A 15,939-nucleotide genomic window follows, 5' to 3' on the forward strand; every position below is an offset into this window, starting at 1 on the left:
AGAAATCGGAATTTCGTTACAAAGAAGTTTGAAATTTTTATACCTTTACGCTACTCTTGCTTTCTGCGGACTATTGGTAGACGCGCATTAACGGCAAGCAAAGAGATTGCTGTGTCAGCTTGATATGTTCAAATGCTAATTAAGTATAGCATACAGCTATGAATTTTTCTATTGCGTTCCCCTGACTTCGGAATAGTGGCAGGGCTGGCTGTCTTTGTTTTGCTTTGTGCTTCTCTACCGTACATGAGCATTCGCGCCGCATTTGCAATATACAAGCCCGCTGCACAAATATCCGACTTTCTTTCCTGTTTGCTTCCGTTCCGTCATAATCCGCTGCACCTCCATAAACTGCGCCTTGCCGATGATTACCGGCAGGGCGTTTTCAATTTTAATCGCATTCGGCTTTTCCCGCCTGTCTGCGCGCTTCTTTTCCTCTTGCGGGCTGTAAGGATATAGCCCGGTGTATTTCTCATTGCGGAGCATTTCATAAACCTGTGGGTATTGTATCGGCTTTCCGCGTTTGCCCCGGATGCCGAGCGCATCCATTTCCTTGATGATTTCCGTAAATCCTTTTTGGTTTTGAGCGGCATCGAACAGCTTGCGCCTATAAACTGCTTCCAGTATTACAGAAGAAAGGATGCGGGCTGACGGAAAAAGATTGACAAAACTTTCCAAATATGATAAATTTAAGACAAAATATGACGGGCTTATGAAAAATATTTAAACAGAATATAAAAACGGACGGAAATGGAGGGGAGTCCCTTGCAGCAGGCCGCAGCAATCCGGAAAGAAAAGAGATGAGAGAAAAAAGAAAGGCGGCAAACAATGAAAAAATGGCTGAAAGTCATCGCCCTGATTCTGAGCATCGCATTGTTCATACAGCTGCCGGTGTATGCAGTGGAACAAAGTGAAATCGAGCCCCAGACAGAACCCGTTGCGTCGGAAGAGGAAGAAACGCCTGACGAAGAGATCGAACCGGCGGCGCCGGCGGAAGGGGAGCTCCCCAGCGAGCCGGAACCGGAAGAATCTCTGCCCCCGGAGGAAAGCGAAAGTTCGCCGGAACCAGAGACGCCGGAGGAGAGAGAAACCGGTCCGCCGTCAGAAGCGCCCGTATCTGACGAGCCGGAACCGGAAGATCCGGTCACGCTGGTTGAAGGAGACGTCGGCGGAACTGTGGCCGAAAATGAGACGGCCATGCCCCGAGACGAAGAAGCTGCAGCCGAAATCATCGGAGAAGATGAAAGCCGGCGCGAAGAAAACGTCAAGCACTTTCTTCGGTCGGACGGCAGCTACACGGCTGTACAGTACCGCAAACCGGTACACTACCGGGAGACGGACGAAGACGCGTGGCAGGATATCGACAATACGCTGGTGCCGGATGTGCAGCTTCCGGCGTCTGTGTCCGAAGAAGAAACCGGGAGCCTGTCCGGTGAAACGGGAGACGATCCGGCTGCGTCGGAGGACCCCGTTGCGCCGTCCGCCGAAGCGGTCTGGTATGTGCCGGCTTCGTCGCCGGTAGACGTGGCGTTTGCGCAGGACAGCGCCTGTGAAAGCCTGGTGCGTTACCAGTCCGGGGAATACACGCTTGCGTGGCGGTATGCGCGCACAGCGGCGTCTGTCGTAACCGGCGAGCAGGAAAGCTTTGCGCCGGAAGAATCTGCAGAGAGCGGCGCGGAATTTTACCTCGAAGCGCTGAGCGGCGGGATTGTGTACCGCAATCTGCTGCCGAATATCGACGTGGAATATGTGGTAACGTCGAATCTTTTAAAAGAAAACCTCATCCTGAAAAGCCGTGCGGTGCAGAGCGCGATTGTCGCGGTGTATGAAATCGGCAATTTGCAGGCTGAGCAAAAAAGTGCGACGGAAATTGCCCTGAAAGATGGAGATAAAACCGTCTTTACCATCGTGGCGCCGGTGATGATGGATGCGTCGGAAGCGCAGAGCACCGCGCTGACAATGACGATTCTTTCAGAAGCAAACGGCGAGCTGCGTCTCCGTCTGAACGCCGACCGTGCGTGGCTGGATGCGCCGGAAAGGGTTTACCCGGTCACCATCGACCCGTATATTCACGAAGGCATCGTGGACTACGCCGATGATGAGAGCGCGCTGTATTCGACGCCGTCGAGCGGCCGCCCGTACGGGACGCTGGTCGTCGGAAAGAATTCCGATTACGGCAAATGCCGGTCTTACATGAAGTTTGACCTGCCGACGCTGGAGGCCGGCGATATGGTGATCGGCGGGACGCTGAATGTCGCACAGTACAGCGGTTCTTACGGCTTTTCCGCCGTGGGAAAAACCAGCATGCAGATCAACGCATATCAGGTGCTGAGCAGCTGGACGGAAAGCAGCATCCAGAACTCGAGCGCGTTTTCGGGACTGCCGCAGTGCGATACCGCGGTGATGGACTATGTAAAGGTCGGGGAAAAGAGCGAAATGGGCTGGGTGAGCCTCGATGTCACGCAGGCGGTCAGAGACTGGTACGGCGGCGTGTCGCCGAACTACGGCCTGTGTCTGCAGTCAGAAGCCGAAAGCGACTATGCGGTAGCGTGCTTTGTTGCGTCGAATAACTACTCGTACCCGACGGCAACGCCGACGCTGACGGTGTCATATCTGAACAACAAAGGTCTGGAGGACCGGTGGACGTACCACGCGCAGAGTGTCGGAGAGAAATGCACGACCTACGTCAACGACTATACGGGAAACCTGGTCACCATTGCGGATATCGCCTCATCGAGCGGCAGCATCGCGCCGTTTACCATTCAGGCGGTATATAACGGCTACCAGAAAGGCAAATACGCCGAAACACCGACCAAAATCGGCAAAGGGTTCCGGCTGAGCATTTCACAGACCATGGTGCAAATCACAGACGGCCCGGATGCACTGTCCAAGGCGCTCTACAAGGCCGGATTCCGGTACAAATATACGGACGGCGACGGAACGGTGCATTACTTCAAGGCCAAAAAGGACACCACCGACCAGTTTGAGGACGAAGAGGGCCTCGGCCTGACGCTCAAGGTGCTCGGCGATGCCAATCTCGTGGAAGGGCAGAAATATGAGCTGGCGTCCGATAAAGGCGGGAAGATCACCTTCCTGAAATCCGGAAAGCTGCGCGCCGTCTACGATACGGACGGCAACCGGTACCGCTTGACCTACAACGAGTCGGGCACCGTGTTCCGCGTGTACGACAGCGCCGAGCGGCATTTCTCCTTTACGTATGACGCGAACAACAACGTGACCAAAATCACAGACCCGGCGGGTCGGGAAATCACGTTCACATACGATGAGAGCGTGCGGATCAAGACGCTGACCTATCCGGACGGCACGACGAACAACTTCCGCTGGAGCAACAGCCGGATGCGCCTGGCGCGCGGAACAGACGGCCGGATGATCGCGTTCGGATATCCGGAGAGCGGCGACGAGGCGACGATTTCGCGGGTCACGAAGATCACCGAATACGACAAAAGCGGAACGCAGGAAACGGCGAACGAGGGCGGCCATATCGAAATCGACTACGGCCGCAACCGGTATACCAAATTCACCGACCATAAGGGCCGGACGGAAAAATACCTGTTCGACCGCGTGGGACGGACCGTGAATGTCGTAGCGGCGGACGGCAGCATCACGACAGCGGGATATACCGGGACGTCTGGCAAAACTGCAAACCGGATCAAAAAGCTGACCACCGGCACAAAACACGTGAATAACCTGCTGAAAAACCATAGCTTCGAGTCGGGCGGCGCAAGCTGGAACCTGACGGACGCCGCAGTGGCAACCGACAAGGCGTACCTCGGGAACAAGGCGGCGAAGGTGACGCAGGCAGGGCGGATTTCACAGCCGTGCTACAATGTGGCGTCCGGCACCTACACCGCATCGGCGTGGATCAAAACCGGCGCGGCAACGACAAACGCGGTGGTGCGGATGTGCGCGTATGACGCGAACAGCAGCTATCTGGGAGAAGCGATGTCGGAGCCGATCACCTATGTGACGGATTGGGAACGGCGGCACGTGACGTGGACGCTGCCGGAAAATACGGCGCATATCCGGGTGGAAGTGGTGACAAGCGGCGCGGGGACGGCGTGGGCGGACTGCTTCCAGCTGGAGAGCGGGTATACGATGAACGAGTATAACCTGCTGGAAAACAGCGACTTTGCAAACGGCAGCACCTGCTGGAGCGCCTCCAATACGACGAGCGCGGACGGCGTGGCAAATTACAATGACAGTACAGGAGACGCCTACCGGCTGTACGGATCAGCGGACTTAAACAAGCTGGCGTACCAGAAGGTGTTCGTGAACAAAAAGGCTGGAGACATCGTATTCCGAATCAGCGGAAATGCGCGAGGAAACGCAGTGCCGCTGAAAGGGGACCGGCATTTTGCGATCGGGCTGCACACGAAATACAGCGACGGAACGAACACGTATAACTGGAAGGAATTCAATACCGACGTCACAGAGTGGCAGTTCACGACGGAGGCATATCCGTACAGCAGCGAGAACGCGTCGAAAACCATCGCATATGTGTACTACCGTCTGATCTATTACGGCCAGGAAAACCGCGCGTGGTTCGACAACGTGCAGCTGAGCATCGACCAGACCGGTACGACCTATACCTACGACGCAAACGGGAACGTGATTTCCGCGAAGGATAACGCAAAGCGGAAGCAGTCGTATACCTACAGCAGCGCCAACGAGCTGACCAGCGCAACGACCGAGGATAACAAGGAATATACGTACACCTATGGCAGCGGCGAAAAAGCGCACCAGCTCAAGAGTGCAGTGTCAAAATCGTCGAATCTGAAATTCAGCTTCTGGTATGACGAGAAGGGCAATGTGACCAAAACACGCACCACGGCGGTGGACAGCGACGGCAACCAGAAGACGGGCACAAAGAGAATCGAGACGAGCGCGACCTATACCGACGACGGCAATTACAAGCTGAAGGATGTCGACGCGCGGGGCAAAGCCACGACCTACAGCTACAATACGGTAAAGGGCACGCTGACGAGCGTGACGGACCCGGCAGGAAACCAGGTGCAGTACACGTACGACGCGAACAACGACCGCCTGCTGACGGTGGCGTCGGGCGCAACGACGAACCAGTACACCTACCACGCAAAGGGCATCCTGACGGAGATCGAAAGCCCGACCGCTACGTACACGTTCGGGTACGATGCGTTTTGGAATCCGACAACGGTCAAGGTCGGCAGCCGGACGCTGGTGACGAATGCGTATGAGGCGAAGAACGGAAATCTGATCACGTCGACGTACGGCAACGGGTTTGAAGTGGGATATGGCTACGATACGCTTGACAGGCTGACGTCGAAAACCTACAATGGAGTCAGAAAGTTCGCGTGGAGCTACAACCGGGACGGCCAGATCGGCCGGCACCGGGACTATATCAACAGCATCATCTATGAATACCAGTACGATTTTCTGGGACGGATCACGCGGATTGACGGAAGCGACGGGTCGTATCTGGCGAACAGCTACAACACGGTGGATCTGTCGACAAAGCTGCAGTACCGGTACGCGGGGACGAACAAGACGGTGGCGTTTACCTATGACAGCCGTGACAACCTGCCAAAGACAGTGGCGCTGCCGGGCGAGCGTGTGGTGACGAACACGTACGACGCTTTGGGCCGACTGACGAAAAAGGACGCGTCGGGCATCAAGACGAACTACGCCTACCTTGATGTCAACGACACGAAAACGACCGGGATTGTCAGCGGCCTGACGTATACGGGAATCACAGCGGGCGATTTGCGCGTTGGGAATCTGACGTATACGTATGACAATCTCGGGAACATCAAGACGGTAAAAGAGGGAACGGCGCTCAAAGAGTCGTATGTTTACGATGCACTCAACCAGTTAACCCGCCACGATTCGGTTACCCAAAACAAAACGATCGTATATGCGTATGATGCAGGCGGGAATATTTTAAACCGCAAGGAATATGCCTATACGACAGATGCGGATTTGAGTGCTGCAACACCGACCAGTACGGTTGTATACACGTACGGGGACAGCACCTGGAAGGATAAGCTGACAGCCTACGACGGCCAGTCCATTGCCTACGATGCAATCGGTAACCCGATCACCTATCGCGGCTGGTCGAACACATGGCAGGGCCGGCAGCTGGCCAGCACATCGCAGGGCGGCATGACGCTGTCGTTTAAGTACAATGTAGACGGCATCCGGACGCAGAAAACAGTCAACGGAACCGCAACAAACTATTTCCTCAACGGAAGCAAAATCCTTGCGCAAAAGACGGGCAGCACGGTGACGTGGTTCTATTACGACCAACAGGGAACAAGGGTTGCGATGGAACACGGCGGAAAGCTGTACTACTACCTTTACAATCTGCAAGGAGACGTGATTGCACTGTGTGATGCGTCCTCAAAACAGATCGTAGCAAAGTATTCTTACGATGCGTGGGGAAAATTACTCACAAAAGAAAACCTCGGCACAGGCACCATCGCCGACGTAAACCCCTTCCGCTATCGCGGATACTACTATGATTCCGAGACCTCTCTTTACTATCTCAACGCGAGATATTATGATCCCGAAACTGGAAGATTCATCAATGCGGATGGAATCACTGATGGTGGAGCTGGAGTGCTTGGCAATAATATATTTATTTATGTTGCTAATAATCCAATTAATAATTCAGATCCTTCCGGAAGTTGGATCATAAAAAAAGCTATAAAATGGTTTGCAAAGAAATTTGTGAGACCAATAGTAAAAACAATTAAAAAGAGTTTGTCGAAAGTAAATGCTACTTATTCGCACGGAATAAATCTAAGTGCATCTCCAAGTGCATTTAGTATTAATTTCCAAGGAGGAGTGTCAATAGATACAAAGGGAAATGTTGCAGTTCAGGGAAGTTTTTCAGGCGGTGTTACAGGGGGCTCTCCAGGTGCATCAGTTACTAAATATAATACAGTCACAAATGCTCCTGACGTTGAAAAACTAGAAGATGTTTCATATCAAATTGGTGGATCTGCTGGAGCATCTGTGTATGGAGTCCCTCTTGCTGGTGGAGTGGATTTTAACATTATTCCAGACCCTGAACTTAATAAAACGTATTTTGGTGCCACATCAACAGTGGGTTTTGGAACTCCAGGTGCTGAAATTCATGCCGAATGGGGGACTACAGCAACATTAAAAGGAACAGAGTTCAACGTTTTTGATGCTGCAAAATCAATTTATGTAAAAATTATGGAGTGGTAAATATGAAAAGAAGAACGATTTTTATAGTGTTGCTCGTTGTTTCTTTATTTGTATGGATAAGTGGCAGAAAGATTTTTGCGATGCATACAGGTTTTTCAACAAAAGAAATGGATGATAATATGCAAAAGACTTTCTTATCGAACATCAATCTTACACGGATGACAGAGGAACCTCCCCAAAACACAATTCAGTGTTTTGATGTAAACGAATATGAAATGATTGCAATCGGTACAAAGAATTCGCAAAATAAATATGTATCTGTTTATGATGAAAGAGGAGAATTTCAATATGGATATCGGTTCGTTTGTAATCAGAGCTTTGGTATTCAATGGGATGGTGATCATCTCATAATCTATTTTGTCAGGAGCAATGTAGCAGCGCTGTTTGATTCAGATGGAAATGCCATAGAGCTAAAGACGATAGAGGATACGTCTGAAAATAATTCCTATTGGAACCATACGGTGTTTGCAAATGAAAAAAGGGTCCATCAAAATAGGTATATCTTAAAAAATAATATGGGTTTATTTAATGCCTTCGCGTTTTCCTATTCGCAGTTAATAAGATTAGAGCCAAGTGGAAATGGGACAGTGCTATACGATGTTAGTGAACGCCAAATGACCCAGACGATTGTAGGCTTGATAGCTGTCGTGCTCTTTGTAATTCTTGTCCTAACAGTGGTAATGCGCCAGCTTTTCAAAGTACGGAAGTGATTTTTGGTATGTTAAAGCCCCAAATATAGGATTTCTGAAATGTCCAAGTTATTTATACGGGGTTTGCAATTGCCCCCCAAAAATCGAGGGAAAGTAATCCTTTCCCTCGGTTTTGCTTTTGGAAAAATACTGTCCTCAAAGCGCATTTTCGAGAGAGATTGACAAAAGGTGCCGTACAGGGTAATTTATTAAAAATAAAATATGAATAATTTAAAAAAATATCTATGATGAAAATGGAAACATCATTATCGCAAAGGACAACGCGAAGCGGAACCAAAGCTTTACGTACAGCAGTGCAAACGAGCTGACAAGTGCGACAACAGAAGACAACAAACAGTATACGTATACGTACGGGAGCGGAGCAAAGGCGCACCAGCTCAAGAGTGCGGTGTCGAAATCGTCAAACCTGAAATTCAGCTTCTGGTATGACGAAAAGGGGAATGTGACCAAAACACGCACCACAGCGGTGGACAGCGACGGCAACCAGAAGACGGGCACAAAGAGAATCGAAACGAGCGCGGCGTATACCGACGACGGCAATTACAAGCTGAAGGATGTCGACGCGCGGGGAAAAGCCACGACCTACAGCTACAATACGACCAAAGGAACGCTGGCGAGCGTGACGGACCCGGCGGGGAATACGGTGCAGTATACGTACGACGCGAACAACGACCGCCTGCTGACGGTGGCGTCGGGCGCAACGACAAACCAATACACGTATCACGCGAAGGGGATTCTGACGGAGATCGAAAGCCCGACCGCCGCGTACACGTTCGGGTACGATGCGTTCTGGAACCCGACAACGGTGAAGGTCGGCAGCCGGACGCTGGTGACGAACGCGTATGAGGCGAAGAACGGAAATCTGACCACATCGACGTACGGCAACGGGTTTGAAGTGGGATATGGATACGATACGCTTGACAGGCTGACGTCAAAAACCTACAATGGAGTCAGAAAGTTCTCGTGGAGCTACAACCGCGACGGGCAGATCGGGCGGCACCGGGACTATGTAAACGGGATCATCTATGAGTACCAGTACGACTTCCTGGGCAGGATCACGCGGATTGACGGGAGCGACGGGTCGTATCTTGCGAACAGCTACAATACGGTGGATCTGTCGACAAAGCTGCAGTACCGGTATGCGGATACCAATAAGGCGGTCTCGTATACATACTCCTCAAAGGACAACCTTCCGGAGAGCGTGGCGCTGCCGGGCGAGCGTGTAATCACAAACACGTACGACGCTCTGGGGCGGCTGACGAAAAAGGACGCGTCGGGCATCAAGACGAACTACGCCTATCTCGATGTCAGCGACACGAAAACGACCGGGATCGTCAGCGGCCTGACGTATACGGGAATTACAGCGGGCGATTTGAGCGTCGGGAACCTGACGTACACGTATGACAACCTCGGGAACATCAAGACGGTAAAAGAGGGAACGGAACTCAAAGAGTCGTATGTTTACGATTCGCTCAATCAGCTTGTCCGTCACGATTCGGTCACGCAGAACAAAACGATCGTATATGCGTATGATGCCGGCGGGAATATTTTAAACCGCAAGGAATATGCATATACGACAGATGCAGATTTGAGTGCTGCAACACCGACCAGCACGGTTGTGTACACGTATGGGGACAGCACCTGGAAAGACAAACTGACGGCCTACGACGGGCAATCCATCGCCTATGACGCGATCGGCAACCCGATCACCTACCGCGGGTGGTCGAACACATGGCAGGGGCGGCAGCTTTCCAGCACGTCTCAGGGCGGCATGACACTGTCCTTCAAGTACAATGTCGACGGCATCCGGACGCAAAAGAAGGTAAACGGAACAGCAACAGATTTCTTCCTGAACGGCACGAAGATTTTAGCCCAGAAAACCGGAAATACCGTCACCTGGTTCTACTACGATCAGGAAGGCACCCGCGTCGCAATGGAACACGGCGGGAAGTTGTATTACTATCTCTACAATCTGCAAGGTGATGTCATCGCACTGTGTGATGCGTCTACCAAACAGATCGTAGCGAAATACAGCTATGACGCTTGGGGAAAGCTGTTGACCAAAGAGGGAACCCTTGCCGACGCGAACCCCTTCCGCTATCGTGGCTACTACTACGATTCCGAAACCGGGATGTATTATCTTAATTCCCGCTATTACGACCCGGAGACGGGGAGATTTATCAATGTGGATGCGGTAATCGCGCAGGACAGCATTTCTACAGGAAACAATTTGTTTGCATATTGCAGAAACAACCCGATTATTTATGCAGATCACATGGGATATTATGTCTGCAGCAATTGTGGTAAATATACGCCTCCCAGCAACAGACATTCCTGTACAGTGCATCCCCCGTGGGAAACGCAGTTGACAGAAGAAGAGCGTCGTATGATAGCGAACAGCAAACCGTCTAAACCTGGACCTCCAAGTTCAAAAGACGGATATGTTCCGCCCAAAAAGCCGCCCAAAAATGCAGATAAAAACGGACAAGTAAAATCCCCTAGCAGGAAAAAAGGATACCAAGATAAAAAAGGTAATGTTTGGGTTCCAGATTCTGGTATGGATGGTGGATCCGGCTGGGTTGTTGAGGCACCAAATGGAAAACATTGGCATGTATATCCTGGAGGAAAAGTTCGGACACATAAAGCCATTGTGATTTATGAAGGAGAGAGTGCATTGATGGAAACGGACGGATTTACATTTAATATGCCTTCTATCCCAGACATTAGTCCGGAAGCTGTTATGATTGTTGCAACAGTGGCCGGCGTGATCGTTTTTCTTGCAACAGGAAATCCTTCTGCGGTGCCGGCTCAATGAAAGGGAGAAGAAAATGAATTTTGATAATGCGGTATATACTATTATAAATGAGTTCGTTTTTACAAATGAGAAAATGACAGATGCAGCCACCGATGAGGAAACGGAGCCCAGTTGTTCCGTTATTGACTGCAGAAACCGTCTAGAACTGTGGATGTGGTATTTGAAAATGAAAGATCCCAGTTTTCCATGGAATACTTATGAAGAAGAGTTGCGCGGAGCATCTGGATTTTATTTTCATAGTATAAAAGGCACCTATCCGTATGACTGCGAAGACGAAGTAGAACGCTTCAACGCGAGATTGCAGAAAGAAATTGAAACATATGGAGACCGCAAGCTGCGGGAAGGGGATACCATGAACCAAATAGTGGAGTACTTTTGGCAGGATACGCGAAGCTTTATTGAAGAAGTCTTGCATGACAATATTGAAGATCCAGAACGTTCGGCGATTACCTGCCGGAATTATATCAACGCGTATCTGTTGTACCAGTACCGGGAAAATCCGAACAGTAGGATGAAAACTTACAGCGAACAGTTAAGTGATATCGGCTATTCGGAGCAACAGATTGCGCTGTTCAATGAGATGCTGCGCAGCGAAATTGAACGCTGGGGCGATCGATCAACGTTTAACTATTCCACTTCTGATTAAATTAAGTGGATCGGTAGACGGAATGGAAGGATTTGTTGCTGTCTCGTTAAATGAAGCACCAATGACGCAAAAATTCCCGTATACGTCAGGCTGCTGACGTATACGGGAATCATAGCGGGTGATTTGCGCGTTGGGAATCTGACGTACACGTACGACAACCTCGGGAACATCAAGACCGTAAAAGAGGGAACGGAACTCAAAGAATCCTACACCTATGACAGTCTGAACCAGCTAACCCGTCACGATTCCGTTACCCAAAACAAAACGATCGTATATACGTATGATGCCGGCGGGAATATTTTAAACCGCAAGGAATATGCATATACGACAGATGCAGATCTGAGTGCTGCAACACCGACCAGTACGGTTGTATACACGTACGGGGACAGTACCTGGAAGGATAAGCTGACAGCGTACGACGGCCAGTCCATTGCCTACGATGCAATCGGCAACCCGATTACCTACCGCGGCTGGTCGAACACGTGGCAGGGCAGGCAGCTGGCCAGCACATCGCAGGGCGGCATGACGCTGTCGTTTAAGTACAACGTCGACGGCATCCGGACGCAGAAAACGGTCAACGGAACTGCAACAAACTATTTCCTCAACGGAAACAAAATCCTTGCGCAAAAGACCGGCAGCACGGTGACCTGGTTCTATTACGACCAGGAAGGCACCCGCGTTGCGATGGAGCACGGCGGAAAGCTGTACTACTACCTGTACAACTTGCAGGGAGACGTGATTGCATTATGTGATGCGTCAAGTAAGCAAATTGTGGCGAAGTACAGCTATGACGCATGGGGAAAATTACTCACAAAAGAAAACCTCGGCACAGGCACTATCGCCGACGTGAACCCCTTCCGCTATCGTGGGTATTACTACGATTCCGAAACCGGGATGTATTATCTCAATTCCCGGTACTACGATCCGGAAGTGGGAAGATTTCCTAATATTGATGCGGTGATTGCGCAGGACAGCGTTTCTACAGGAAATAATTTGTTTGCATATTGCAGAAATAATCCGATTATTTATGCAGATCATATGGGATATTATGTCTGCAGCAATTGCGGTAAGTATACGCCTCCAAGTAATAGACACTCTTGTACGGTACATCCGCCAGAGGAAATACAGTTGACAGAAAGTGAAAAATTAAAGATTGCAGCATATAGAGAGCATAAAAAGAAAGGAACCACAAATCCTGCAAATCAAAAAAAGCATGAAGAAGGCGAGACTAGACGTAAAAGAGATCAAAGAGGTGAAAAGGGCGATGCTCGAAGAAAACCAAATCCAAACAAGAGAAAACCAAATCTATTGGCTCCAGAACAACCCGAATATGAGTATCAAAATGACATTGGGAATGATGTTTTAAACGGAGTAATCGTTGTAGGTGGGACAATTGCAATCGTATGCTTATTTATTGATGATGGAACGGGAGTGGGTATTTTGGATGATGCTGCCATTCCTCCACTTTTGGCTGCAGTTTTAGAAGCATTGCAGGGAATGTAAGTCTAATTATGAAAGGAGAAAATTAAAATGTTTCATATTTTAGAAATGTTATGGCACGAAAATAAGAGAGTTTGTCTGTATACGAATCATGAAGAAACATCTAATTTTATATACGGTTATATTTTATCTATAAATGAGGAAACGGTTACGCTGTATCTTATTACATCAGACGGCAAGTATGATGGAGTTTTGGTCAAGCAATTATCGGAGATTTTCCGGATAGAAATCGACACGCAATATGTTGAAAAAATGAAAAAACTGGAATCTCTCTCTGAATTGCCGGAGTTTCCAGATTCACTCGATTCCGAGCGTCCCATAGAATCCCTACTATTGATTGCACAGTCATCCCAAAAGATGGTGGAGCTTGTGGGATATGGCGGAGACGCGATCACGGGTTTTATCGAGAACATGGAGGACAATGTTTGTAGAGTCCGTCAAGTAGATGTGTATGGATATGAAGATGGAATTACGTTTATCAAAACAAGTGACATTACGCAAGTGTGTTTAGATTCCGAAGACGAAAGAAGAATATGGAATCTTTGGAATCTGAATCAAAAAAACGATCAACAGAATAAGTAGAGGAAAGTCTGACGTGTTCGATGCCGGGGCGGAAACTCGTTCCGCTCTGGCATCGAAACGACCGGGATTGTCAGCGGCCTGACGTATACGGGAATTACAGCGGGAGATTTGCGCGTCGGAAATCTGACGTATACGTATGACAACCTCGGGAACATCAAGACGGTAAAAGAGGGAACGGAACTTAAAGAATCCTACACCTATGACAGTCTGAATCAGCTAACCCGTCACGATTCGGTTACCCAAAACAAAACGATCGTATATACGTACGATGCCGGCGGGAATATTTTAAACCGCAAGGAATATGCCTATACGACAGATGCAGATTTGAGTGCTGCAACACCGACCAGTACGGTCTCGTATACTTACGGCGACAGCAGCTGGAAAGACAAACTGACAGAATATAACGGTCAGGCAATTGCCTATGACGCCATCGGCAACCCGATTACCTACCGCGGCTGGTCGAACACGTGGCAGGGGCGGCAGCTTTCCAGCACGTCGCAGGGCGGCATGACGCTGTCGTTTAAGTACAACGTCGACGGCATCCGGACGCAGAAAACAGTCAACGGAACTGCAACAAACTATTTCCTCAACGGAAACAAAATCCTTGCGCAAAAGACCGGCAGCACGGTGACGTGGTTCTACTATGATCAGAACGGCACCCGTGTTGCGATGGAGCACGGCGGGAAGCTGTACTATTACCTGTATAACTTGCAGGGAGACGTTATTGCGCTGTGTGATGCGTCAAGTAAGCAAATTGTAGCGAAATACAGCTATGACGCTTGGGGAAAATTACTCACAAAAGAAAACCTCGGAACAGGCACCATCGCCGACGCGAACCCCTTCCGCTATCGCGGGTACTACTACGATTCCGAGACCGGGCTGTATTATCTTAATGCGAGGTATTATGATCCGGAAACCGGAAGGTTTTTGAATGCGGACAATACAATTTCTGGCATAAATGAAACAACCCATGGGCTAAACTTATTTGTTTATTGTTTTAATAATCCTATAAATCTCTCTGATGAAGACGGCAATTGGCCAAGCTGGGCAAAGAAATTAGTAGCAGCGGTGGCAATTGTTGCAGTCGTTGCGGTTGCAGCCGTGGTGACGGTCGCGACAGCCGGTGCAGGGACAGCAATTGCGGCAGCGGCGGTTGGTGCGGCGGTTGGCGCAACGATGGGATTTGCAACGCAAGGAATGATTGGTTTAGGAGTGGGCGCAGTAAGCCATCGCATAAGGACGGGCGGTTGGAAAGGCGCGTCCAGTGCTGCGGTTGAAACAAGCGCAGATTACGCACTTTCCGGTGCAGTAACTGGCGCAGTGACTGGAGGAATGGGTGGATATTCGGGATATACGCCGAAAAGCACATCGTCTGTATCATTGGGAGAGTGTTTTATTGCTGGTACAGTAGTGCTTGCCGCGTCAGGATATGTAGCAATTGAGAAGATTTGCAAAGGTGATGAGGTTTGGTCAGAAAATCCTGAAACTGGAGAAAAAGAGCGAAAAGAAGTCGTACGCACGTTTGTAAACGAAACTGATGAATTGGTTCATGTGTATGCAAACGGTGAGGAAATAGTCACAACTCCAGAGCATCCGTTCTATGTGCCAAACAAAGGTTGGACCAGTGCAATTCAACTCCGAATTGGTGACATGCTTTTACGGCATAACGAGCAATATGTTGTTGTAGAAAAAGTTCAGCATGAGATATTGGAATCACCAGTAAGGGTTTATAATTTAGAGGTTAAGGATTTTCATACCTACTTTGTTGGAAATACCTCTGTGCTTGTGCACAATATGTGTGGGGGGACTCCACTACCGCAGAATGGTCAAACACTTAATTCATTAGATGCTTTAGATTTGGCAGAAGATTTTCTTGGAAGTGGATATTCAGAGATGTCTCCAGGAAGATTTGTATCATCAGATGGATTGCGTCAGGTTAGAATGACAGCTTCAGATTTGGCCACAACTGGTAATCATGCAGGAGCACCACATTTGAATTTTGAAATACTTGCACCAAATCCATTTAAACCAGGTAAATTTCAAATAACAGGCAACTCACATATTTTTATATTTGATTAAATGAGGTGATTGGAAATGAACCTATATGTGCCAATGTACAGCGAAAAGGGATTTTCATTTGTTTGGGAAGAAGGTTTTGCTATAAAATGTTCAACTGATGGCTCTATTGTACAAATTGAAGCAAATAAAGAAGGTTTGATTTCACTAGCACGACATATGTTGGAGCTATCACAAGAAAATGTACCAGAGTTTGAGCATATTCATCTTGATGAATATAATTCTTTGGAGAACAATTCTGTAGAACTCATAATTGTAAAAAAGGAGTTATAGATACTTGTGCAGTGTGTATTCTGATGCGTTTTTTGACTCTTTTGAAAAAGGTGATCTATATTTCAATGTGGTTTATAAAATTATCAGGGTGAGTTCTTGTTAGGTTAAGG

At 49.0% G+C, this 15,939-nt stretch carries 9 protein-coding genes; 8 read left to right on the forward strand and 1 reads right to left on the reverse strand.

Annotation, left to right across the window (positions count from 1 at the left end; translation table 11 throughout):
• Positions 1–234 precede the first annotated feature (234 nt).
• Positions 235–675: a recombinase family protein gene (locus IAG03_RS06100; protein ID WP_283243028.1), complete on the reverse strand. Its 441-nt coding sequence runs from the start codon at positions 673–675 to the stop codon at positions 235–237.
• Between the two features lie 150 nt (positions 676–825).
• On the opposite strand from IAG03_RS06100, the gene IAG03_RS06105 reads away from it, so the two are divergent.
• The 8 genes from IAG03_RS06105 to IAG03_RS06140 all read left to right on the forward strand — a co-directional run bounded on the left by IAG03_RS06105 (position 826) and on the right by IAG03_RS06140 (position 15,829).
• Entirely contained in the window at positions 826–7,227 is a 6,402-nt protein-coding gene (locus IAG03_RS06105; protein ID WP_249319089.1) for a DNRLRE domain-containing protein, read from the forward strand.
• A gap of 2 nt (positions 7,228–7,229) precedes the next feature.
• Positions 7,230–7,937 carry a hypothetical protein gene (locus IAG03_RS06110; RefSeq protein WP_249319091.1) on the forward strand — a complete coding sequence of 236 codons (708 nt, stop codon included), beginning with the start codon at positions 7,230–7,232 and terminating at the stop codon, positions 7,935–7,937.
• Positions 7,938–8,325: 388 nt separating this feature from the next.
• Positions 8,326–10,752 carry an RHS repeat-associated core domain-containing protein gene (locus IAG03_RS06115; protein WP_249319093.1) on the forward strand — a complete coding sequence of 809 codons (2,427 nt, stop codon included), beginning with the start codon at positions 8,326–8,328 and terminating at the stop codon, positions 10,750–10,752.
• Between the two features lie 13 nt (positions 10,753–10,765).
• Positions 10,766–11,398, forward strand: coding sequence for a hypothetical protein (locus IAG03_RS06120; RefSeq protein WP_249319096.1), 633 nt, complete (start codon positions 10,766–10,768; stop codon positions 11,396–11,398).
• Positions 11,399–11,491: 93 nt separating this feature from the next.
• Positions 11,492–12,901: an RHS repeat-associated core domain-containing protein gene (locus IAG03_RS06125; RefSeq protein ID WP_488169034.1), complete on the forward strand. Its 1,410-nt coding sequence runs from the start codon at positions 11,492–11,494 to the stop codon at positions 12,899–12,901.
• A gap of 27 nt (positions 12,902–12,928) precedes the next feature.
• On the forward strand, positions 12,929–13,480 hold the full coding sequence (locus tag IAG03_RS06130; RefSeq protein ID WP_249319100.1) for a hypothetical protein: 552 nt from the start codon (positions 12,929–12,931) through the stop codon (positions 13,478–13,480).
• Between the two features lie 108 nt (positions 13,481–13,588).
• Positions 13,589–15,559 carry a polymorphic toxin-type HINT domain-containing protein gene (locus IAG03_RS06135; protein WP_249319102.1) on the forward strand — a complete coding sequence of 657 codons (1,971 nt, stop codon included), beginning with the start codon at positions 13,589–13,591 and terminating at the stop codon, positions 15,557–15,559.
• A 15-nt stretch (positions 15,560–15,574) separates the two neighbouring features.
• Positions 15,575–15,829 carry an Imm32 family immunity protein gene (locus tag IAG03_RS06140; protein ID WP_249319103.1) on the forward strand — a complete coding sequence of 85 codons (255 nt, stop codon included), beginning with the start codon at positions 15,575–15,577 and terminating at the stop codon, positions 15,827–15,829.
• Positions 15,830–15,939 lie beyond the last annotated feature (110 nt).

The sequence above is a fragment of the Yeguia hominis genome (assembly GCF_014384705.1).
GTDB classification, from domain to species: domain Bacteria; phylum Bacillota; class Clostridia; order Oscillospirales; family Acutalibacteraceae; genus Yeguia; species Yeguia hominis.

What these genes read in the sequence shown, in the direction of transcription:
- IAG03_RS06105 (WP_249319089.1), top strand. Translation starts at nt 826, where the DNA reads ATGAAAAAATGGCTGAAAGTCATCGCCCTGATTCTGAGCATCGCATTG.
- IAG03_RS06140 (WP_249319103.1), top strand. Translation starts at nt 15,575, where the DNA reads ATGAACCTATATGTGCCAATGTACAGCGAAAAGGGATTTTCATTTGTT.
- IAG03_RS06110 (WP_249319091.1), top strand. Translation starts at nt 7,230, where the DNA reads ATGAAAAGAAGAACGATTTTTATAGTGTTGCTCGTTGTTTCTTTATTT.
- IAG03_RS06130 (WP_249319100.1), top strand. Translation starts at nt 12,929, where the DNA reads ATGTTTCATATTTTAGAAATGTTATGGCACGAAAATAAGAGAGTTTGT.
- IAG03_RS06120 (WP_249319096.1), top strand. Translation starts at nt 10,766, where the DNA reads ATGAATTTTGATAATGCGGTATATACTATTATAAATGAGTTCGTTTTT.